Annotated in this window: 20 protein-coding genes; 12 read left to right on the top strand and 8 right to left on the bottom strand. The window is 71.3% G+C overall.

Features of this window, described 5'->3' with window-relative positions:
* Window positions 1-465 precede the first annotated feature (465 nt).
* Window positions 466-1881 carry a DUF445 domain-containing protein gene (locus AB0D94_RS05350; protein ID WP_362045762.1) on the top strand — a complete coding sequence of 472 codons (1416 nt, stop codon included), beginning with the start codon at window positions 466-468 and terminating at the stop codon, window positions 1879-1881.
* 33 nt (window positions 1882-1914) lie between these two features.
* Here the strand turns inward: AB0D94_RS05350 and AB0D94_RS05345 are convergent, their stop codons facing one another.
* Complete coding sequence (locus AB0D94_RS05345) at window positions 1915-2214, bottom strand: hypothetical protein (RefSeq protein ID WP_362045759.1); 300 nt, start codon at window positions 2212-2214, stop codon at window positions 1915-1917.
* A gap of 45 nt (window positions 2215-2259) precedes the next feature.
* Complete coding sequence (locus AB0D94_RS05340) at window positions 2260-2436, bottom strand: hypothetical protein (RefSeq protein ID WP_362045756.1); 177 nt, start codon at window positions 2434-2436, stop codon at window positions 2260-2262.
* Between the two features lie 167 nt (window positions 2437-2603).
* Between AB0D94_RS05340 and AB0D94_RS05335 the strand changes: the two genes are divergently transcribed.
* The 3 genes from AB0D94_RS05335 (at window position 2604) to dcm (ending at window position 5813) form a co-directional block, all read left to right on the top strand.
* A complete protein-coding gene (locus AB0D94_RS05335; RefSeq protein WP_362045753.1) occupies window positions 2604-3140 on the top strand; it encodes a GNAT family N-acetyltransferase in 537 nt (178 codons plus the stop codon).
* Between the two features lie 343 nt (window positions 3141-3483).
* Window positions 3484-4485, top strand: a complete 1002-nt coding sequence (locus tag AB0D94_RS05330; RefSeq protein ID WP_362045750.1) for a hypothetical protein — start codon at window positions 3484-3486, stop codon at window positions 4483-4485.
* Window positions 4486-4622: 137 nt separating this feature from the next.
* Window positions 4623-5813 (top strand): DNA (cytosine-5-)-methyltransferase, encoded by a 1191-nt coding sequence (gene dcm, locus AB0D94_RS05325; RefSeq protein WP_362045747.1) that lies wholly within the window; start codon window positions 4623-4625, stop codon window positions 5811-5813.
* On the opposite strand, the gene AB0D94_RS05320 is transcribed toward dcm, so the two are convergent.
* From AB0D94_RS05320 to AB0D94_RS05305, 4 genes are all read right to left on the bottom strand, one after another.
* On the bottom strand, window positions 5814-6278 hold the full coding sequence (locus tag AB0D94_RS05320; protein WP_362045744.1) for a very short patch repair endonuclease: 465 nt from the start codon (window positions 6276-6278) through the stop codon (window positions 5814-5816).
* Between the two features lie 3 nt (window positions 6279-6281).
* Complete coding sequence (locus AB0D94_RS05315) at window positions 6282-7259, bottom strand: NaeI family type II restriction endonuclease (protein ID WP_362045741.1); 978 nt, start codon at window positions 7257-7259, stop codon at window positions 6282-6284.
* Window positions 7260-7360: 101 nt separating this feature from the next.
* Window positions 7361-7567, bottom strand: coding sequence for a hypothetical protein (locus AB0D94_RS05310; protein ID WP_362045738.1), 207 nt, complete (start codon window positions 7565-7567; stop codon window positions 7361-7363).
* A gap of 166 nt (window positions 7568-7733) precedes the next feature.
* Complete coding sequence (locus AB0D94_RS05305) at window positions 7734-8375, bottom strand: hypothetical protein (protein ID WP_362045735.1); 642 nt, start codon at window positions 8373-8375, stop codon at window positions 7734-7736.
* A 385-nt stretch (window positions 8376-8760) separates the two neighbouring features.
* On the opposite strand from AB0D94_RS05305, the gene AB0D94_RS05300 reads away from it, so the two are divergent.
* The 3 genes from AB0D94_RS05300 to AB0D94_RS05290 all read left to right on the top strand — a co-directional run bounded on the left by AB0D94_RS05300 (window position 8761) and on the right by AB0D94_RS05290 (window position 12757).
* Complete coding sequence (locus AB0D94_RS05300) at window positions 8761-9450, top strand: hypothetical protein (RefSeq protein WP_362045732.1); 690 nt, start codon at window positions 8761-8763, stop codon at window positions 9448-9450.
* A 62-nt stretch (window positions 9451-9512) separates the two neighbouring features.
* Window positions 9513-10919: a transcriptional regulator gene (locus AB0D94_RS05295; RefSeq protein ID WP_362045729.1), complete on the top strand. Its 1407-nt coding sequence runs from the start codon at window positions 9513-9515 to the stop codon at window positions 10917-10919.
* A gap of 2 nt (window positions 10920-10921) precedes the next feature.
* The gene (locus AB0D94_RS05290) at window positions 10922-12757 is read left to right on the top strand and encodes a DEAD/DEAH box helicase (RefSeq protein WP_362045726.1); all 1836 of its coding nucleotides are present in this window, start codon (window positions 10922-10924) and stop codon (window positions 12755-12757) included.
* Window positions 12758-12807: 50 nt separating this feature from the next.
* Here the strand turns inward: AB0D94_RS05290 and AB0D94_RS05285 are convergent, their stop codons facing one another.
* Window positions 12808-13806: an SEC-C metal-binding domain-containing protein gene (locus tag AB0D94_RS05285; RefSeq protein ID WP_362045723.1), complete on the bottom strand. Its 999-nt coding sequence runs from the start codon at window positions 13804-13806 to the stop codon at window positions 12808-12810.
* Between the two features lie 47 nt (window positions 13807-13853).
* Between AB0D94_RS05285 and AB0D94_RS05280 the strand changes: the two genes are divergently transcribed.
* From AB0D94_RS05280 to AB0D94_RS05265, 4 genes are all read left to right on the top strand, one after another.
* Complete coding sequence (locus AB0D94_RS05280; protein WP_362045720.1) at window positions 13854-14690, top strand: class E sortase; 837 nt, start codon at window positions 13854-13856, stop codon at window positions 14688-14690.
* 98 nt (window positions 14691-14788) lie between these two features.
* Complete coding sequence (locus tag AB0D94_RS05275; protein WP_362045822.1) at window positions 14789-15067, top strand: DUF6412 domain-containing protein; 279 nt, start codon at window positions 14789-14791, stop codon at window positions 15065-15067.
* A 102-nt stretch (window positions 15068-15169) separates the two neighbouring features.
* On the top strand, window positions 15170-15970 hold the full coding sequence (locus tag AB0D94_RS05270) for a YidC/Oxa1 family membrane protein insertase (RefSeq protein ID WP_362045717.1): 801 nt from the start codon (window positions 15170-15172) through the stop codon (window positions 15968-15970).
* 122 nt (window positions 15971-16092) lie between these two features.
* Window positions 16093-16950, top strand: coding sequence for a fumarylacetoacetate hydrolase family protein (locus tag AB0D94_RS05265; RefSeq protein ID WP_362045714.1), 858 nt, complete (start codon window positions 16093-16095; stop codon window positions 16948-16950).
* A 152-nt stretch (window positions 16951-17102) separates the two neighbouring features.
* On the opposite strand, the gene AB0D94_RS05260 is transcribed toward AB0D94_RS05265, so the two are convergent.
* Window positions 17103-18215: a Gfo/Idh/MocA family oxidoreductase gene (locus AB0D94_RS05260; protein WP_362045711.1), complete on the bottom strand. Its 1113-nt coding sequence runs from the start codon at window positions 18213-18215 to the stop codon at window positions 17103-17105.
* A gap of 56 nt (window positions 18216-18271) precedes the next feature.
* Here AB0D94_RS05260 and AB0D94_RS05255 point away from each other — a divergent pair, with 56 nt between their 5' ends.
* Window positions 18272-19846, top strand: coding sequence for an ROK family protein (locus AB0D94_RS05255; RefSeq protein ID WP_362045708.1), 1575 nt, complete (start codon window positions 18272-18274; stop codon window positions 19844-19846).
* The last annotated feature ends 297 nt before the right edge of the window (window positions 19847-20143 follow it).

The following is a 20143-nucleotide window of genomic DNA, read 5'->3' as shown; positions in this document are numbered from 1 at the left end:
GGCTTCGGAAGCGAGGCCTTGCGCCCGTTGGGACTCGTGGTGGAGGGGAGTGGTGCCGCGCAGGGGTGTCCCCGCAGGACGAGCGCGCAACCTGGCCTGATGGCGTCGGGTCGGGCTCAGTGCGCGAGCCGAGGAGACACCCCGGAGGGGCACCGCGGACCGACCCACCGACCAGGCCCGGGCGCAGCCGAACCGCACAGGGCGGGGCCCGGCGCAGCCGACCAGGCTTCGCCGGAGCCAAATCCAGCCCCGCCGGCGTTTGAGGCGCGGGGTCTGGGGCGGAGCCCCAGGGGGCCCAGGCGCAGCCGAACCAGCCCAGGCGCAGCCGAACCAGCCCAGGCGCAGCCGAACCAGCCCAGCCGCAGCCGAACCAGACTGCCGAGCCGCCCGCAGGGCAGACGTCACGTACACCCTCGCGGGAGCGACCTGGCGTGGCGGGAACTCCACGCGCCTCCCGGGAGTCGGATGCTATGCAGACAAAACCGGCCCCCCGGGGGAAGGCAGGAGCACGTGGACAACCGCACCACAGCCGGAGGCAGAGGCACCGCCCCACCGCCCCCGCCACCGGCCCCACCACCGGCACCCGCACCCGCACCACCACCGCCACCCACCCGCGGAGCCTTCGTCTTCAGCGCCGCCGACGAGGAGCGCCGCCGCGGCGTCCGCCGGATGAAGGCCACCGCGACCGGCCTGCTGGTCCTGGTCGCGCTGGTGTACGTCCTGGCCAAGTGGGCACAGAACGCCGGCGCCGGCCCCTGGGCCGGCTACGTCGCGGCCGCCGCCGAAGCCGGCATGGTCGGTGCGCTGGCGGACTGGTTCGCCGTCACCGCCCTCTTCCGGCGGCCGCTCGGCCTGCCCATCCCGCACACCGCGATCATCCCGACCAAGAAGGACCAGCTCGGCATCTCCCTCGGCGAGTTCGTCGGCGAGAACTTCCTCTCCTCCGACGTCGTCAGGGCCCGCCTCCACGCCCTCGGCATCGGCGGCCGCCTCGGGGCCTGGCTGGCCGAGCCGGCGCACGCGGACCGGGTCACCGCCGAGCTGGCGACCGCGCTGCGCGGCGCGCTGACCGTACTGCGCGATTCCGACGTGCAGGCGATCGTGGGCGAGGCCGTCACCCGGCGCGCCGAGACCGCCGAGATCGCGCCCGCCATCGGCAAGACCCTGGAGCGGGTCGTCGCCGACGGCGGCCACCACCGGGCCGTGGACCTCGTATGCGCAAAGGCGCAGGACTGGCTGGTCACGCACGGGGACTCGGTGATGGACGCGGTCCAGGGCGGGGCGCCCGGCTGGACCCCGCGGTTCGTGGACCGCAAGGTCGGCGACCGCGTGTACAAGGAGCTGCTCCGTTTCGTCACGGAGATGCGGGACATGCCGGAGCATCCGGCGCGCGGGGCGGTGGACCGATTCCTCAGGGACTTCGCGGCCGACCTCCAGTCGGACACCGAGACCCGGGCCCGCGTGGAGCGGCTCAAGTCCGAGCTGCTGGTGCGGGGCGAGGTGCAGGACGTGATCGCCTCCGCATGGACGGCCATCCGCTCGATGATCATCTCGGCGGCGGAGGACGAGCAGAGCGAGCTGCGCCTGCGGGTACGTGCCTCGCTGATCTCGCTCGGCGCGCGCCTGGCCACCGACGGCCGTCTCCAGAACAAGGTGGAGGGCTGGATCGAGGGCGCGGTGGTGTACGTCGTCACCACGTACCGGACCGAGATCACCTCGCTGATCACGGACACGGTGGCGGGCTGGGACGCCGAGCACACGTCCCGGAAGATCGAGGCCCACATCGGCCGTGACCTGCAGTTCATCCGGATCAACGGCACGGTGGTCGGCGCCCTGGCGGGCCTGCTGATCTATACGGTGTCCCGCGCGTTCGGGGCGTAGCCGGGGCGGCGGCCCCGGCACCCCCAGGCGGTGTCAGCCGCGGTCGGACACGGCCCAGGACGTCGCGGCGACGACCCCCGCCGCGCCGATGACGGCCGGCCACGCGCCGACCTTCTTGGCCAGCGGGTGCGCGCCGGCGAACCCGGCGAGGTACAGCGTCCCGAGCCCGGCCGCCGCGGGCACCCCGCCCCGCCGGTGCCATTCGCGGCCGGCGGCGATGCCGGCGGCGCCGAGGACGATGCCGCCCAGCGGCCGCTTCCCGGTCCACCGGGCGACGGCGTATCCGCCGAGCAGTCCGGCCGCCGCCACCACGGAACTGGGTACTCGCGCCATGTTGAACTCCCTGGTTCATCTAGTCCTGTTACCGGTCCTACGAGGCTAACGCGGACGCCTCGCCACCCGGCGGGCGCCCAGCGCTCCCAGCACGAGCACGGCCCCGCCGATCACGGCATCCGGCACCGCGTCCTGCACGGCGCGCGGCAGCAGCGCCACGACGCCCAGGACGAGAAGGAAGGCGAGCGCGCACCAGCCGGCCGCGCGAAGCAGTCTGTCCACGGCTGTTCAACGCGGCCGCCGGGATTCCCGACACGGAGGGCAGGGAGGGGATTTGTCGCACACTCTCCGGATCCGTGCGTTGTGTGCTCGTGGAACCCGAGGGGCATAAATTCAATCTCCCCACCCAAAGGGGAAAATCCCCACCCGACATCAGGAGCCAGGACATCGTGATCTGCTACGGACAGGCCGTCCTCGACCTCGCGGACGAACTGGTCGACGCCTACGCCGACGTCTTCTCCGCCCCGCCGTGGAACGAGGACGAAGAAACCATTCGCCAGTTCGCGGCCCGCCTCCCGGTCGACGCCCGGCGCCGTGGCTTCCGTACCGCGCTGGCCCAGTCCGCGACCGGCATCGACGGCTTCGCCACGGGCTGGATCACGCCGGCGACCTTCCCCAAGAACCGCGCGTACGCGCAGGTCGCGGCGCAGCTCGGCCCGGAACGCGTGCGGGAACTCCTGACCGGCGCCCTGGAGATAGACGAGCTCGCCGTACGGCCCTACGCGCGCGGGCGCGGCACCGGCCGGGACCTGCTCACGGAGATCACCGCCGACGCCCCGGACCGTCGGGCCTGGCTGCTGACCTCCCGGCTGGCCACCGACACCGTGGCCACTTACCGCCGCCTGGGCTGGCACGAGGTCCCCGCCCGCCCCGGCACCGAGACCGGCGTGATCGTCTTCCTCTCCCCGGACCACCCGAACCGCTAGGGGGCGTCCTGCCGATCGGGCTGGGCCCGCGGGCGCCCGGCACCGGGCCTCGCCATGTTCCTGCCGGTCACCGGTGCTTCGCATCGGCTCCCGCCTCGGCCTTGCGATGCAGTGCACGGGACCCCGCCGGGGCCGCCGGCCGGGCGCCGAGCCTCGGGCCTCGGGCCTCGCCATGTTCCTGCCGGTCACCGGTGCTTCGCACCGGCTCCCGCCTCGGCCTTGCGATGCAGGGCACCGGACCCGCCGAGGCGGCCCCCGGGCGCCCGGCGCTACTTCGCGGACACTCCCTGGGGTTCCGTGCAGCCCGCGGTAGGGCCGCCCCGCGGCGGGGCATACCCGCCGCATGATCACCACGCAGCAGCAGACCAGGGCCGCCCGCCGGCAGCTCAACCTGGCCACCCGCCACCAGCTCGTCACCTCCGGCGTCCCCGACGGCACGATCACCTCCCGCACCCGCCCGGGCGGCCCCTGGCAGCGCTTACTGCCCCGGGTCTACCTCCTGCAGACCGGGCCCCCGGACCACCGCCAACGCGCCCTCGCCGCCGTCCTGTACGCCGCCGAACCCGCCTCCGACCCCCTGTCCGGCGATACGGCCGCCCTCACCGGCGGCGCCGCCCTCGCCCTCCTCGGCGTCCGCGAGGCCCCGGACACCCCGGCCGACGTCCTGGTCCGCGCCCCGCGCCGGCTCACCGGCACCACGGAGGTCCGCCCGCTCCCGACCTCCCGCTGGCCCCGCACCATCACGGTGTCCGGCGTCCCGAGCACCCGCCCGGTCCGGGCCGCGGCCGACTTCGCCGCCCGCACCGAACACCCCGACCGGATCCGCTCGGTCCTCGCCCACGTCGTCCAGGCCGGCTGGTGCCACCCGCACGACCTGCACGCCGAGCTCCGCGCCTCCCGCCTCCTGGCCCGCCCCGCGATCCGCGCGGCCGCGGCGGAACTCATCGCCGGCACCCGCTCCCTCGCCGAGGCCCGCGCCCGCGACACCCTGACGGCGAGCGACCTCCCCGCCCCGCTGTGGAACGCCCGCCTCTACACCCCGGACGGCACCTTCCTGGCCAGCCCGGACGCCTACTGGCCCGACGAGGGCGTGGCCCTGGAGATCGACTCGGCGGAGTACCACTACACGCGCGACTCCTGGCACGCCACCCTCCGCCGCCGCCTGCGCCTGGAGTCCTACGGCATCCTGGTCGTCAGCGCGACCCCGTCGATGATCCGCGACACCCCGACGGAAGTCCTCTCAGCCCTCCGCACCCTCCTCACCCTCACCACCCCCCGCCCCACCCCACCCACAGCCACAGCCCGCGGCCACCAACAACTCACCCTCTTCCCGAACGCCGGCTGATGCCCGGGGTGGGGAGTGTCCGGAGTGGTCCAGGCGATGCCTCACACTGGTTGAGGTCGTTGTCAGTGGGGTCTGTCACCCTCTGTGATAGCTGGTGGCACAGGGCACCAGCGGGGTACGTGTTCGAAGGAGGGTGCATGACCAGCACTGAGGCTGATTTCACCTCGATTGAGATCTGTGCTGGAGCCGGCGGTCAGGCCATTGGACTGCATCAGGCCGGTTTCAGGCACCTAGCGCTCGTAGAGATCGACACGCATGCGGTGGCGACCCTGCGGGCGAACATCGACGCGCAGCCTGAGTGGAGCTGGGAGAAGGAGCACTGCGATCTCCTCCCCCCGACGGACGTCAAGCTCTTCGAACCCGCCAGAGACCTGGACAAGAGCGGCGAGCTGCTGCGGCGGGATGGCCTCGACCTTCTGGCCGGCGGAGTTCCCTGCCCGCCGTTCTCACATGCCGGCAAGCAGCTCGGCAAGGATGATGACCGTGATCTCTTCCCGCGGATGCTGGACCTTGTCGAGCAGCTGAAGCCCCGCGCGGTGATGATCGAGAACGTGCGCGGGATCATGGATCCGAAGTTCTCCGACTACCGCGACTGGATCCTGGCCAAGCTGCAGGGCGGCAACTACCGCGAAGAAGACGGACGCGAGGCCCATGACAGAGGCCTTGGCTACACGGTGTGCAAGTGGGGTGTGCTGGAGGCGAGTGACTTCGGGGTACCGCAGCTGCGTCCGCGCGCGATTCTGGTCGCAATCCGCGATGACGTGCTCAAGGATCTGAAGTACGAGTGGCCGTCGCCCACGCACGAGGACCCGGTGAGCGTGGCAGCTGCGCTTGAGGAGACCATGCGCGAGCGGTACGAGCGCTACTACGACGGTGCCTACGGGGAACTCGCTCGCAACAAGTACGAGACGTGGCTAGGGAAGGCCAAGGACCGTGACGCCGAGCTGAAGGGCAAGGGGGGCGGTATTGCGCCCACGCTCGTCGGCGGCTCCAAGAAGCACGGAGGGGCTGACCTCGGCCCGAGCCGGGCCAAGGCGTCCTGGAGGCAGCTCGGCGTCTCCGGACTCGGCGTTGCCAATGACATCGCCACCTGCGAGAAGAAGGAATCCCAGGGCAGGGATCTTTTCGGGCCCGACGGGCCGATGCTCACGGTCGAGCAAGCGGCGATCATTCAGGGCTTTCCACGGGGCTGGCAGTTCACTGGCGGCAAGACCGCGCAGTACCGGCAGGTGGGCAATGCCTTCCCGCCGCCCGTGGCCGCGGCGGTCGGCAAGTCGATCATCGAGGTCCTCAAGGCTGCTCGCGAGCGAGACCGCGGGCAGTCGTAGTCAGGCCGTGCCCGCACCGGTTCCGCGGGCACGGCGCTTTTCCACCTCGGCCGCGATCCGGACCGCGCAGTCGGCAGCGGCTTCGTGTTCCCAGAACCTGAGCACCGTCCAGCCGGCTTCCCGCAGGCGCTGGTTGGTGTCCCTGTCGCGGGCCATATTCCCGGCGACCTTCCCGGACCAGTAGCCAGGGTTCGTCTTCGGAGGGACATAGTGCTCGGGGCAGCCGTGCCAGTAGCAGCCGTCGATGAACACGGCCACCTTCGCCGGCCCGAAGACGATGTCGGCGGTCCGGCGAAGGTTCTTGACGGGCCGCACTGCTACCCGGTAGCGCAGCCCCCGAGCGTGCAGCATGCTTCGAATGAGCCGTTCCGGCTTGGTATCGCGGCTTCGGATCGCCTGCATGTTCCGGCGCCGCGCCGCTGATGAAGCCCATGACCCTTCGGGCGGCTCCCAGGGATCGCTCATCTCTCAGCCCTCCGCCGCGGTGGATGCCGTGTGCGCGGGAAGGAGCGGCGCCGTGATCACAGGGTCACCGCTCTCAGCCAGGGTCCAGGAGTGTCCGTCGATCACGGCGCATGGCCTGCTGTCTCCCGGCACGCTGCGGACGACACGAGCGCTGACGAAATCGCCCTCCTGCGGCACCGGCAGGGCGAGCTGCCGGGCGATTTCCTGATGTGCCCGATAGTCGCCCATGATGATGATTCCCTCACGGCGGAGCGAGGACCTGGCACCTCCATTTCCGCGGACTCGTTTCATGTAGTCCTTCTGCTGCGCTACGGTGCGCACGACGTTCCGTCCGATCCGTCGGCGCTGAGCACGCCGGAACAGCTCATTGAGCTTGGCTTGACCGGACTTCTGGGCGAACACCGCCTCGCGGTCAGCGGCGTCCATGTGGAGCAAGGTGTTCTCGGGAAGCTCCGCATCGCGCCAGAGCCAGACGATTCTCGTGCGGTGTTCCGCCTTGATGGTCAGCTTCATGTCCCGGTTGCTTCCTCCGTTGAGCAATCCGGGAGCGATCCGGAGCAGGCCGGCGCTCCAGCGGCTCTGGTAATCGTCGGCCCAGACGAGCAAGCACAGGTGCCCCACGGCTTCCGGGGGGATCATCCAGCCACCGAACTGCTGTGAGTACTTGCAGTCGACCTCCGCGCCGGCGATCCGGTAGTCCATGTCGATGCCGTCCTCGAACGCGAACTCGCGCTGGAGGTTGATCTCGACGACCGTGCCGGCGTGGGTCTTCTCCGTCTTGAACAAGGACTTCCAGTCGTACCGGCCGGTGACTTCACCGTGCAGCAGCTGGTCGATCGTGTCCCTCAGCACGGTGGCGAACCGCTGGCCTGCGGGGTCCAGCCGGCGCAGCTGTGCGTGGACCAGGGCCAGTTCGGGGTCTTCCTGGGGCAGTGCCTGGTCCTGGATGGCTAGGGCGGCGGAGACATCGGGCGACAGCAACGAGACCACCTGTCTGGCGAGGGGCCGTCTCAAACAGCCGACCGCTGGATGACAGCGAGTTTACCGGCGGACAGGCCGCGTGCTCGGTCCGCCCACGGGTATCAGGTGCCAGCTCCGAGCACCAGGCCGAGCAGCAGGATCGCCAGGGTCAGGGTCCCGGCGAACGCAACGGATCCCATGATGATCGCCCCCGCGGCCGACCGGTTGTCCCACCGCGCCAGCGCGACGGCAGCTCCGGCGACGATCAGAGCGAGCACCACGGCGATGGCGATCGTGAGAAACAGCACCGACATCGAGATGTTCAGCATGGAACGGTCAACTCCAGTGAAAGTGATGAGGAAGGTGTAGGCACAGGGCTTCCTGTCCGGCACCCGGGCAGGAAAGAGGGGCGGAACGGCGAGCCGTCGTTGCTCCGCGTCGCCGGATTACCGGCAGAGGTGATGGTGCGCAGGCTGGTCCCGCTGGCTGCGGCTGTCAGTTCCCTCCCTGGGGCAGGGCGGCGCGCAGGACGAGTTCGGCCTGGCCGGTGAGGTCGGCGCGGATCAGAGTGATCGCCAGCCGCATGGTGTCTTCGTGTCCGCGCTCGCGACCACCGAGCAGGAGTGCTTCCCCGAGCGCGGAGTGTTCGCTGGCGTACAGGTCGGCGGCCGCGGTGCAGAGTTCCTCGTCGGTGAGCGCCTTGCTCGCCGACCAGGCGATGCCGATGACACCTCGGCGGTCACCAGCGGACTGGGCCGCGAGCAAGGCGCCGATGGTTTCCCCGACCTTTCCGTTTCCGCTGCTGCGCCGGTCGTGTGCCGGTCTCTGCGCCAGAACCGTGCCGGACGGGCTCGACGGGGTGGACGTGATGCGGGAGAACCGTTCCGCCGCGCAGATGTCGCTGCTCTGCGGTGACGAAACGAGGTTGGCCTTCCGCTGCGCCGCGGACTTCCGCAGCCGTTCGAGGTGCTCCAGCCGGACCGGGACACCTCTGGCGCTGCGGATACGGAGCACCGCACCGTAGATCGTGTGGAGCGTTGCTGCAGACGGCACGCGGCGCCCCGTCCAGTAGTTGGACAGGGAGCTCAGAGGGATGCCGAGGTGCTTGGCCCGCGCCCCCTGCTTGGTCATGGGCATGGTGGATATGAGGTTACGGAAGCTCGTGACGTATTCCTCCCGTGCCGGACTGCAGTCGGGCCAATAGGCGCTGCCGACCTGCCCTGCAAGGGCCATGGATCCTCCTTGGCCTAGAGATTGACGGAGGATCAGTCTTTCGTGATCACCGGCTGGGGGCCAAGCGGCATTTCCCCGCAATTTGCGGCTAGGTGTTTGCGGTAAGCGCGTCCTCTGGGGGGACGTGTTTGCGTTTCATACGATGCGTCGCCGTGAACCTGTTTGCGTTACGGCGCAAACATCCGAATGGGCTTGATCCGCATGGTGGGCTGCCCGCCAGAATGGGAGCTCTGCTGCTGAGTGCGGGGCTGGGAACGACCAGTCGGTGAACGCTATTAGGGGATGAATCGTGACCATTGTGGATATTCCGTCGTGGCGTAGTGGGCAGTTCTCGACGATGGTCCGTTGTGCGCTCTGGCTGGTCACCGAGGTCGGAGTGGGGGAGGTCTTCACGAAGACCCAGCTGCGGGAGGCGTTCCCGGAGACGTCGCAGATCGACCGCCGTATGCGCGATCTCCGGGACCGGGGCTGGCGCATTGCCACCAACAGGGAGGACATCACGCTCACTCCGAGCGAGCACCGTTTCGTGGAGATGGGGGCGGAAGTCTGGAAGCCCGGGCAGTCGAGGGTGAAGCCGGCTGCTGTGGTGTCGGCCCCACAGCGGCGTGAGATCCTCGACCGTGACGATCACCTGTGCCGTGTGTGCGGGATCGCGGCCGGCGAGGCGTACGACGGCGGCGTAGAAACCGCTCAGCTGGACCTTGCGCGCAGGGAGGTCATCCATCCCCGCGGTATGGCCGTCGAGCTGGTGACCGAGTGCCGCCGGTGCCGGATCGGGGGCCGCGGCCGGCAGACCGATGTCGCCGGCGTACTCGGCCGCCTGGAGCAGATGAGCCAGGTGGAACGGGAGCACCTTGCTCAGTGGGTGACTGAGGACCGCAGGGACTTCAGCCTGCTGGAGCGGCTGTGGGGGGAGTACCGGAGCCTGCCGGCGGAGTCGCGCGAGGCGGTTCGCCAGGCACTTGAGCGGCGGCCGTAGCAAGTGCCTGCGGGATGGCCGACAGAAAGACGGGCGGACGCCCGAGTCAAGGAGATCTGTAGATGCTGAACCTCAATCTTCCTCCGGACGCCGCGGAGAACGCAGAGTTCGTCGCACGCCGGCTCAAGGAACAAGCGGATGTCGACGGCGTCCGGGAGACCGTAACCGTCGACTGGAACGGCCGGCCGCTTCACGTGGGCGTGATCGACGTGCCCCTCCGCTCCCTCTACTACAACCCGGCGACGCACCGGATCAGGGCGCAGCGGGGACATGACCCGGATGTCGCACGCGTCCTGGAGGAAGACCCGTGGTGCCCGGAGAGCCAGGAGTACCTGCACCGCCTGCTCGTGGGCAAGCCGGCCAACCCGGACGAGATCGATCCCGACTTCGAAGCCCTGACGGAAAGCCTCAAGTCCGTCGACCAGCAGGAACCGGGGCTGATCACGCATGAGGGGATCCTGGTCAACGGCAACACCCGCGCAGCCGCGCTCCGGCAGCTGAAGCGTCCGTCGATCCGCGTCGGCGTGCTGCCTCCGTCTTTCACCTGGGAAGACATCAACGCGGTCGAACTGGCCCTGCAGCTGCGGCCCGACGAGCGCCGCGACTACTCCTACATCAACCGCCTGATCGCCATGGAGGAGCAGGAGCTGATGGGCCGTGATGCAGCGGACATCGCGCGCGCCTTCCACGTCCAGCTCAAGACCTTCAAGCAGGAACGCTGGATCCTGAGCGTGATCAGGGACATGATCGACCGCAGCCACACCCCCGAGGGGGCTCAGCTGGCGCTGTCCGACTTCGAAGGGCACCAGGAGAACCTCAAGGAGCTGCACCGCACCTACATGAGGGTGGCGGCTGCCAGCCAGGAGCGCGCCGAGCAGGTCAAGGAAAACAGGATCGTTGCCATCCTCCTCGACTTCGCAAAGACGAAGACGCGCCTCATCGATGCGGAATTCCAGTCGGACTACCTGGCAGGCAACCTTCCGGGCCTCCTGATCGCAAGCCCTGACGAGGCGCCGGCAGCTGTGGCGATCCCCGGTCTCGGCGTTTCGGTTCCCGCCGATTCGGATCCCGTCAGGCAGGCCCGTGCGGTGACGAACCAGGTACTGCAGTCCAGGGCCTCAGAATCGGCCCGTCATCTCTCCGTCGAGATGCGGGAAGCCGCGCAGAGGGCGGTGGTAGAGGCACGCCGGGGGATGCGCCGTGCGCTCGATGAGGCGGAGCGCGATGACCGGCTCAAGCGTGTACGGCAGACCACCGCGGAGAGGCTGGACGACGCCCGCGCCGCGATCGACCAGAGTGTCGACGACCTCGTGCAGGCTCTGGGCAAGGACAGCCTGGACGAGGACAGCTTCGACAGCGCGCTGCTGCGGTTGAAGGGCAGCCTGACGAAGCTGGCGCGCCAGGCCAGCCGTGGGGTGGCCAAGCCCGGGCACGGCGTCAACTGGCTGATCAAGGCGAGCGAGGGCTGAGCGTGCTCGACACGGGGGTACCCTCGCTCCGGCTGGGTTTCGACGAGACCAGGACGAAGGTTGTTTTCAGGGCCCTTCCAGGGGGTCAAGGCCATCTGGTCAGGCTGGTCGCCCGGTTCAACAGCGGCAGTCAGCGGGGAAGCCTCGCTGCGGAGGTGGACCTCGAGGACTTCCTGTCCCGTCTCACCCTTCTCAGTCACTGGCACGATCCGTCCGGTGTGTCCTTCGCACCGGACCTCAAAGAGCTCGCCGAGGCATCCGTCCGGGATGCCCAAGCGGTCGAGGCGCGCCTCACGGCTGGCAGCCGGGGCCAGGACGTCACGGGAACGGTTGCCGTCTCCGCCGTCCCCGGGCTGTTGGGAAGTGCCTGGATAGCGCCCGTCACGGACTTCCAGACGCGGGACATCGCGAAGCTGCTGTCGCTCACGCACGGGGCAAACTTCAGCGTGCCCGGCGCCGGCAAGACCCGTACGGCTCTGGCCGTGTACGCGGCTCTGCGGGAGTCCGGATCGGTGCGGCGCATGCTCGTCGTCAGCCCCAAGTCGGCGTACGAGGCGTGGCGCGACGAGGCAGCTCTGTGCTTTTCCGAGCCTCCGGCGGTGCGTGTCTTCAAACGCTCGCCCGACAACGACGCGGAGATACTGCTCGTCAACTACGAGAGGCTGAGCCGCTACCAGACGGAGCTCGCGGACTGGCTCAGCACGGGGCGCACCATGATGGTGCTGGATGAGGCCCACCGGATGAAGCTCGGAGTCCGGGGAACGTACGGAGCCACCTGTATGGCGCTGGGTCCGCTGGCCAGCCACCGGCTGATCCTGACAGGCACGCCAGCGCCGAACGGCGCCAAGGACCTGGAGAGCCTGCTGTCCTTCGTGTGGCCAGGTCACGGGAGGAGCGCAGTGGACAGGGCCGTGGCCGGCGGAGACCTCGCCCACGCGAGCAGGGTCCTGCGGCCGCTCTTCACACGCACGACGAAGAACGAGCTGGGTCTGCCGCCCGTTGACGTCCGGGTGAAGTACGTAGAGCTTCCAGCAGCGCACCGCAAGCTGTACTCGGCGCTGCGCAACCAGCTCACCGGGCTGGCCGCCAGAGAGCAGGAGGAGTTCACCAGACTGGGCAAGGTCCTCGTGTACCTCATGATGGCCAGCACGAACCCGGCGCTGCTGGATACGGGATCGGACCGCTACGAGCCGCTGCCGTTCTACGTGCCCCCCCTGCGTCCCGCGGATGGTCTGCCTCTGAAGGAGCTCATGAGGGACCTGCCCCGGTACGAGAGCTCACCCAAGTACGAGGCCGTTCTGCAGACGGTCTCCGACAATGCCCGAGCCGGACGGAAGACCCTCGTGTGGTCCACCTTCGTCAGGAACCTGACCACCCTCGCGGGGGCACTGGGCAGGTACAGGCCGGCCGTGGTGCACGGCGGAACGCTGGACCGGGACGAGGAGATCCGCAGGTTCCGCGAAGACCCTGACTGCATGGTCCTGCTGTCCAATCCCGCGACGCTGGGTGAAGGCATCAGCCTCCATCACGTGTGCCACGACGCGATCTACGTGGACAGGGACTTCGCAGCAGGCCGGTTCTTGCAGAGCCTGGACCGGATCCACAGGCTGGGGCTGGCCGCGGATACGCAAACACGCGTCACGGTGCTTCTCGCACGCGGCACCATCGACGGCATCGTCCACGACCGGCTCGGTCACAAACTGGAGTTCATGGGCAAGATCCTGGATGACCCGCTGGTGCAGGAGCTGGCGGACCCGGAGGAGGACCTCACCCCTTGGGGTATGGACGCCGCGGACCTCCGTGCCCTGATCCGCCACTTGGACCAGCCGTCCGGATGACCACCCGGATGGCCCGCCCGCTCACCCAGACCCCTGACACCCTGGGCCGCCTACGTTGCCCCGTGGCACTCGTTGTACGGCTTGCCTGAGGTGCACCAGCAGGGGGACGTGGGGGTGGGGGGCCAGGGGGTGGCTCTGCCGCGGGCGGCCAGGGTGGTGGCGTATTCGGCCAGGAGGGACGGGGAGGCCGGGGAGGTCTTCTCCGAGGCGGCGAAGGCCTCGTAGGAGGGGACGCTCGCGGTGACGATGCCGAGGTTGGTCGTGCCCGAGGCGGCGAGGGCGCGGAGGGAGGACTCCACGGCCAGCAGGTGGGCCTCGTGCGTGGGGTACTCGGCGGCGAGGGTGGGGTAGCTGGTGAGGAGCTCCGCCAGCTCGCGCGCGGGCCAGTGCAGGATCGCCACCGGGAAGGGGCGGGAGAGGGCCGCGCGGCGGTCGCCCAGTTCGGCGCGCAGGCGGGCGATCTCGGCGCGGAGTTCCGCAGGGTCGTCGGAGCCCAGGGCCCAGATGCGCTTCGGGTCGTGGAGTTCGTCGAGGGGGATCGGGCCGATGTGGCGGGTGTCGGCGACCATGTCCCAGTCGTCGTGCGGGCGCCCGAGGAGGCGGCGGACCCGGTGGCGGCCCGTGAGCAGGGCCGTCGTGGCCGGGGTGAGGGGGGCGTCCTCCGTGATGAGGAGGGTCGCGGCCTCGGTGAAGCACTCGTGCGAGGCTTCCAACTCGTCGTGGGCTTCCAGGGCTTCCGCGATGACCTCCCAGGGCGCCGGGTCCTTGGGGGCCGCGGCGCGGATGCCCGAGATCAGGGCGCGGGCCTCGGGCTCGTGGCCGTACTCCCAGAGGTTCGCCGCCTGCAGGGCCTTGATCAGCTGCGGGTCGGCCGGGGAGGAGGAGAGGAGTTGGTCGTACAGGGTGCTCGCCCGATCGCGTGCGTCGGCCAACTCGAGGTGGGCCGCGGCCTGGAGGAGCAAGGGCTCCTGGTCCTCGGGGTAGCGGGTCGCCGTGCGGATGAGGCGCTCGGCTTCGGCGATGTGCTCGGCAGGCGTGTCGGGGCGCATGGTTCACACCGTACTGCTGCTGGTCAGTTGGCGGGGGAGGACTTAAGGTGCGGGCCGTGCGAGATCGCGTACCCGTGGTGGTGCAGGGGGGCGGCCGGCGGGCGCGCCGGGCCGGCCTCGCGGGCTTGCTGTGGGTGTGCGCCGAAGTGATCACCACGCTGGGCGTGGTGGTGGCGCTGCTGGTCGTCCACCAGGTGTGGTGGACCAACCGGCAGGCCTTCGCCGCCGCGCAGGAGCAGGTCGAGGCCCTGGAGCGGGAATGGGGCGGGGGGCGGGGAGGGGGGCTCGATGAGCCATCGCCGGATTCCTCTTCCTCCTCTGCGTTCCCTTCGCCGCCCGTGCCGTCCGATTCCGGTGGGGCGGTGGACTCCGGGCCGTCTCCGGCGCCCGCGGGGACCACGGGCCCGCGGCCGTCCGCTCGTCCCGCCCCGCCGCCGGCCGGCACGGAGAAGGCGTACGCCGTGCTGCGCATCCCGCGGCTGGGGCTCGCCGTGCCCGTCGCGCAGGGGATCGACAAGCGGGCCGTACTCGACAAGGGGTACGCCGGTCAGTACCCGGGGACGGCGCAGCCCGGGGCGGCGGGGAACTTCGCGCTGGCCGGACACCGCAACACCCACGGCGAGCCCTTCCGCTACATCAACCGCCTGCGCGCCGGGGACGAGCTGATCGTCGATGTGCGGGGGCGCCGGTACGTCTACGTGGTGGGCCAGATCCTCAGCGAGACCAGCGAGCGGGACACCGGGGTGATCGCACCCGTGCCGCGGAGCCTGGTGAAGCCGGACCACGGGTACAGCGAGCCCGGCGCGTACATCACGCTCACCACGTGCACGCCCGAGTACACCTCCAAGTACCGGCTGGTGGTCTGGGGAACCCTCAAGTCCTGACTCCCTGCCCGTTGTCAGTGGGCCGGGCTACCATTCGACGCATGGCCCAGCTGACCGCTCTCGTGTCCACCCGCACCGCGCGGGTGCGAGCGCTGGCCATGCTGCTGTCGCTGGTGCTGCTCGGGGGAGTCCTCGCGCTGTTCGCCGGGGAGGGTGGGCTGGGGGCCCTCGTGGTCGCCCTCGCGGCCACCGTCGCCGTGGGCGCCGAAGCACTGGCCGCCGCCGCACGTCTGGTACGGCCCGTGCCGCCGCACCGCATACGCACCGCGATCCGTGATCGCGAGCAGCGCACGGCGTTCCTGCCGCAGCGCGATCCTGATGCCTCGGGCCGGTCGCGGCCCAGGGCGCCCGGCCGTCTCGTCCTGACGGCCGCGTAGGGGCGCCCACTTCTTCCGCCTTTCCCTGTTGTCGCCCCTCGCGGGTCGTCACGCCGAAATTGCGTTCTTTCGACGTTCGACGAGACCCTTCGGAGGGCCCGCGTGTCCGTTTTCACCCATCTTGTTGTCGAGTTGGGCCGGCTCCTTGAGCCGGTACTGGCCGAGTCCGCGACCGCTGCCGCGATCGTGCTGTTCACCGTTCTCGTACGGCTCCTCCTGCATCCGCTGAGCCGTGCCGCCTTCCGGGGCACGACTCCGGTGGCGGGGTGCCTGCCGGTGCTGTTGCAGCTGCCGGTGTTCTTCGTGATGTACCAGGCGTTCACCTCCGCCGACGAGCTGCTCGGGGAGCGGCTGTTCGCCGCGCCGCTGGGGGCCCGGTGGACGGACGCGCTGGGAGATGGGGGCCTCTTCGGCGGGCAGGGGCTGGTGTTCCTCGGGCTGTTCGCGGCCATCGCGGCGGTCGCCGCCTGGAGCGCGGTACGGGGGCGGCGTACGGCCAAGGCCGCAGCGGCGGAGGCTGCCGAGGCCAAGGTCAATGCCGGGACCAAGGCCAAGGCCGCGACCAAGGCCAAGGCCGGGACCAAAGCCAAGGCCGCGACCAAGGCCAATGCCGGGACCAAGGCCAAGGACCCGGCCGGTGCGGTGGCCGAGCTGAGTGCCGAGCAGCAGGAGGTCATGCGCAAGCTGGGCGGCGTACTGCCCCTGCTGTCGTTCGGGACGCTGATCACGGCCGCCGTGGTGCCGCTCGCCGCCGGGCTGTACCTGCTCACCACCACCGCCTGGTCGGTGGCGGAGCGGGCCTGGCTCCAGTACCGCAAGGAGCGGACGGACCGGAAGGGGCGGAAGGATCGCACGGAGCAGGGCGAGCGGGAAGTGGACGGAGTGGCGTGTTCCAGTCTGTGAACAGGGTCTTGCGGATTGGGCGGACTTCTTGGAGGATCAACCAATCCTCCGATGGCCGCAACCCATCGGCCGGCCCTGGGCTCGCCCATGGGCCGACCACCCACGACCACGGGAGAATGCCCATGAAGCTGCTGCGTGTCGGACCCGTCGGGTCGGAGCGCCCCGCGCTGCTCGACCAGGACGGGATCCTGCGGGACCTGTCCGGCCTGATCACGGATGTGGACGGCGCCCTGCTCGCCGACGACTCCGCACTGTCCCGGGTACGGGAAGCGGCGGCCTCCGGTGAGCTCCCGGCCCTGGACGCGGAAGGGCTGCGCATCGGCGCGCCCGTCGGCCGGATCGGCAAGATCGTGGGCATCGGGCTGAACTACTTCGGGCACGCCAAGGAGATCGGCGCCGAGCCCCCGGCCGAGCCGATCCTCTTCCTCAAGGCCGCGGACACCGTGGTCGGCCCCGACGACACCGTGCTGATCCCGCGCGGCAGCGTGAAGACCGACTGGGAGGCCGAGCTCGGCGTCGTCATCGGCAGCACCGCCCGCTACCTGGCCTCCGCCGAGGAGGGCCTCGCGCACGTCGGCGGGTACGCGCTGGTCAACGACGTCTCGGAGCGCGAGTTCCAGATCGAGCGCGGCGGCACCTGGGACAAGGGCAAGAACTGCGAGACCTTCACCCCGATCGGCCCCTGGCTGCTGACCGCCGACGAGGTGGCGGATCCGCAGGTCCTGGACGTGAAGCTGTGGGTCAACGGCGAGCTCAAGCAGGACGGCAACACCGCGGACCAGATCTTCCCGGTCGGCGAGGTCGTGCGCTACCTCAGCCAGTTCATGACCCTGTACCCGGGCGACGTCATCGTCACCGGTACGCCCGGCGGCGTGGCCATGGGCCAGCCGGAGCCGAAGCCGTACCTGCGGGCCGGTGACGTCGTGGAGCTGGAGATCGAGGGCCTCGGCCGTCAGCGCCAGGAGTTCAAGAGCGCGTAGTCGCGCGTCATGCGTCATGCGTCACGCGTGGCAAGGGAAGGAAGGGGCGGGGCTGCCATCGGCGGCCGCGCCCCTTCCTTCCGTTTCGGCGTCTTCCTTCCGTTTCGGCTTCCGTCTCCGATTCCGTTCCGCTTCGGTGCGGCGGTCGGGGATCAGGAGCCGATCTCGACGGCCACCCCGTCACGGGAGGACCTGCGGGCGGCCTCCAGTACGTCGAGGCAGTGCGCGGCCTCCAGCGCGGTGACGGGCGCGGGCCCGCCCTCGCGCAGGGCGGCGGCCACCGCCGCGTAGTACGCCGGGTAGTCGCCGTGTTCGGTCGGCACCGGGGTCCCGCCGCCGGTCAGCGGGGACTCGCCGGAGCCCAGCCGGCCCCACATGTGCGGGGGCTCCTCGCCCCACAGCACGTCCGTGCGCGGCCGCAGCCCCTCGCGCAGGGCGCCCTCCTGCGGGTCGAGCCCGTACTTCACGTACCCGGCCCGGGAGCCGAGGACGCGCATTCGCGGACCCAGCTGGGCGGTGGTCGCGCTGACGTAGAGGTGGGAGCGGACGCCGTTCGCGTGGGTGACGGCGATGAAGGTGTCGTCGTCCGTCTCGGCGCCGGGGCGGCGGGTGTCGGTCTCCGCGTAGACCCGTACGGCGGGGCCGAACAGCACGAGCGCCTGGTCCACGACGTGGCTGCCGAGGTCGTACAGCAGGCCACCGATCTCCTCCGGGGCGCCCGATTCGCGCCAGCCGCCCTTGAGCTGCGGGCGCCAGCGCTCGAAGCGGGACTCGAAGCGCTGGACCTCGCCGAGTTCGCCGTCCGCCAGGAGGCGGCGCAGGGTGAGGAAGTCGTTGTCCCAGCGGCGGTTCTGGAAGACGGACAGGAAGGTGCCGGTCCGCTCGGCGAGGGCGGAGAGCTCGCGCGCCTCGGCGGCGGTCGCGGCGAGCGGCTTGTCCACGACGACGGGGATGCCGGCGGTGAGGGCGGTGGTGGCGAGCGGGACGTGGGTCTTGTTGGGGGAGGCGATCACGACGAGGTCGAGCGCGCCCTCCTTGCCGCCGGCATCCCCTGCGCGGTCCCACAGCTCGGCCGCGGACGCGGCGATGCGGACGTCGGGGAACTCGGCGCGGGCCTGCGCCTGCCGGGCGGGGTCGGAGGTGACGACCGTGTCGAGGACGAGCCCTTCGGTGGCGGCCACGAGGGGGGCGTGGAAGACGGAACCGGCGAGGCCGTAGCCGATGAGGCCGACGCGGAGCGGGGAGGCGGGGGCGGTGACGTTCATGGCGACCACTTTGGCAACAGTGTTGTCAAAGTGCAAGGAAGGTGGACAATGGGCAGGTGAACAGGGGTAGCGGGGAGACGCGCGGCGGGGTGAACCTGCCGGCGCTGCGCGGGTACAACGAGGCGCTGTTGCTGGATCTGCTGCGCGGCGCCGGACCGTCCGGGCTGGGCCGCGCCGAGCTCGCCGCCCGTACGGGTCTCACCCCGCAGGCCGTCAGCAAGATCATGGTGCGGCTGGGCGCGGAGGGGCTGGTCGCCGAGGCGGGCCGGGCCGCGTCCACCGGCGGCAAACCGCGCACCCTGCTGCGGCTCGTACCCGGAGCCCGCCACGCGGTCGGCGTGCACCTGGACCGCGACGAGCTGCGGGCGGTACGGGTGGACCTCGCGGGCGCGGTCGTCAGCGAGAGCGCGGGCCCGCTGGACTTCGGGGCGGGGCCGGACGCGGTGGTGGAGGCGGTCGTACGGGCGGTCCTGCGCGTCTGCGATCCCGCCGGGCCGCCGCTGCTGGGCGTGGGCGTGGCCGCGCCGGGGCCGTTGGACCACCGGGCCGGGGTGATGGGACGGGTGACGGGCTTTCCGAGGTGGGAGGGGTTCCCGCTGCGGGAGGTGCTGGAGGGGAGGCTGGGCCTGCCGGTCCTCCTGGACAAGGACACCAACGCGGCCGCAGCCGCCGTTCCGCGCGCCACGCCCCCTGCCGCCCCTGCAACCGCGCCGGGCCCGCCGCCGGTCCCCGGCCCCGCCCCGGCCGCAGCCGCGTCCGGCCCCGCGCCGGGCTCGCCCGTCCCTGGCTCCGGCCCGGCGCCCGGCTCCGTCTCCGTGCCGGGCTCCGGATCCGCTTCCGCGGCGGGCTCCGGCTCGGCGCCCGGCTCCGTGCCGGGCTCCGGATCCGCTTCCGCGCTCGGCTCCGACCCGGCGCCCGGCTCCGACCCGGCGCCCGGCTCCGACCCGGCGCCCGGCTCCGACCCGGCGCCCGGCTCCGCGGCCGGATCCGGCCCCGCACCGGGCTCCGGCTCTGCCAAGGCGGGCGGCTCTGCCGCAGCTCCGTCGGGCCCCGGCCCTGACCCGACGCCCGGCTCCGCCGCCGGATCCGGCCCCGCGCCGGGCTCCGGCTCTGCCAAGGCGGGCGGCTCTGCCACAGCTCCGTCGGGCCCCGGCCCTGACCCGGCGCCCGGCTCCGCCGCCTCCGCGCCGGGGGCATCCGTCTACCTGCACGTCGGCACCGGGCTCGGCGCCGGGCTGTGCCTGAACGGCGAGGTCTACCGGGGTGCCCGCTCGGCGGCGGGCGAGTTCGGCCACCAGGTGCTCCAGTTGGACGGCCCGCCCTGCCGCTGTGGGGCGCGCGGCTGCGCCGAGGTGCTGTGCCTGGCGGCGGTGGCCCGGGGGGACCTGGCTGAGGCCGCGCGGATCCTCGGCGAGGGCGCGGCCAACCTGGTCGCGCTGCTGGACGTGGAACGCGTCTTCCTCGGCGGCCGTGTGGTGGCGGCGGCCCCGGAGGTCTTCGTGGCCGGGGTCCGCGCCGTCCTCGTGGCCCGCGTCCTGACCCAGCCCCCGCCCACGGTCGCCCTGGCCGCCACCGGGGTGGCGGAGGGCGCGGCGGAACTGACCCTGGCCCCCTTCTTCGGCCGCGCCTGATGGCGCGAGGCTGACGGCACCCTCGCCCGTGGCGCTGCGGTGTGGGCCGGGGCCGCGGCTTCCCCTGCGGGGGGCTTGGCGGGTGCGGCGCCGTTGCTGGGGCTCTGCCCCAGGCCCCGCGCCTCAATCGCCGGCGGGGCTGGGTTGGGCGTCGGGTGTGGGCCGGGGCTTCCCCTGCGGGGGGCTTGGCCGGGTGTGGCGGCGTTGCTGGGGCGCTGCCCCAGGGCCCGGGGGGGGGGGGGCCCGCGGGGGCAGGGGTGCCGGGGGGCGGGGGCCCGCCCCGGGCGCGCCCCCCCC

Source organism: Streptomyces sp. NPDC048255 (assembly GCF_040652415.1).
Taxonomy (GTDB): Bacteria; Actinomycetota; Actinomycetes; order Streptomycetales; family Streptomycetaceae; genus Streptomyces.
This window is presented reverse-complemented; position numbering and strand designations above follow the sequence as displayed.

Coding starts and splice junctions, on each gene's coding strand:
- AB0D94_RS05330 (WP_362045750.1), top strand. CDS start 3,484: ATGATCACCACGCAGCAGCAGACCAGGGCCGCCCGCCGGCAGCTCAAC.
- AB0D94_RS05295 (WP_362045729.1), top strand. CDS start 9,513: ATGCTGAACCTCAATCTTCCTCCGGACGCCGCGGAGAACGCAGAGTTC.
- AB0D94_RS05285 (WP_362045723.1), bottom strand. CDS start 13,806: ATGCGCCCCGACACGCCTGCCGAGCACATCGCCGAAGCCGAGCGCCTC.
- dcm (WP_362045747.1), top strand. CDS start 4,623: ATGACCAGCACTGAGGCTGATTTCACCTCGATTGAGATCTGTGCTGGA.
- AB0D94_RS05345 (WP_362045759.1), bottom strand. CDS start 2,214: ATGGCGCGAGTACCCAGTTCCGTGGTGGCGGCGGCCGGACTGCTCGGC.
- AB0D94_RS05275 (WP_362045822.1), top strand. CDS start 14,789: ATGCTGCTGTCGCTGGTGCTGCTCGGGGGAGTCCTCGCGCTGTTCGCC.
- AB0D94_RS05305 (WP_362045735.1), bottom strand. CDS start 8,375: ATGCCCATGACCAAGCAGGGGGCGCGGGCCAAGCACCTCGGCATCCCT.
- AB0D94_RS05350 (WP_362045762.1), top strand. CDS start 466: ATGCTATGCAGACAAAACCGGCCCCCCGGGGGAAGGCAGGAGCACGTG.
- AB0D94_RS05320 (WP_362045744.1), bottom strand. CDS start 6,278: ATGAGCGATCCCTGGGAGCCGCCCGAAGGGTCATGGGCTTCATCAGCG.
- AB0D94_RS05265 (WP_362045714.1), top strand. CDS start 16,093: ATGAAGCTGCTGCGTGTCGGACCCGTCGGGTCGGAGCGCCCCGCGCTG.
- AB0D94_RS05260 (WP_362045711.1), bottom strand. CDS start 18,215: ATGAACGTCACCGCCCCCGCCTCCCCGCTCCGCGTCGGCCTCATCGGC.
- AB0D94_RS05310 (WP_362045738.1), bottom strand. CDS start 7,567: ATGCTGAACATCTCGATGTCGGTGCTGTTTCTCACGATCGCCATCGCC.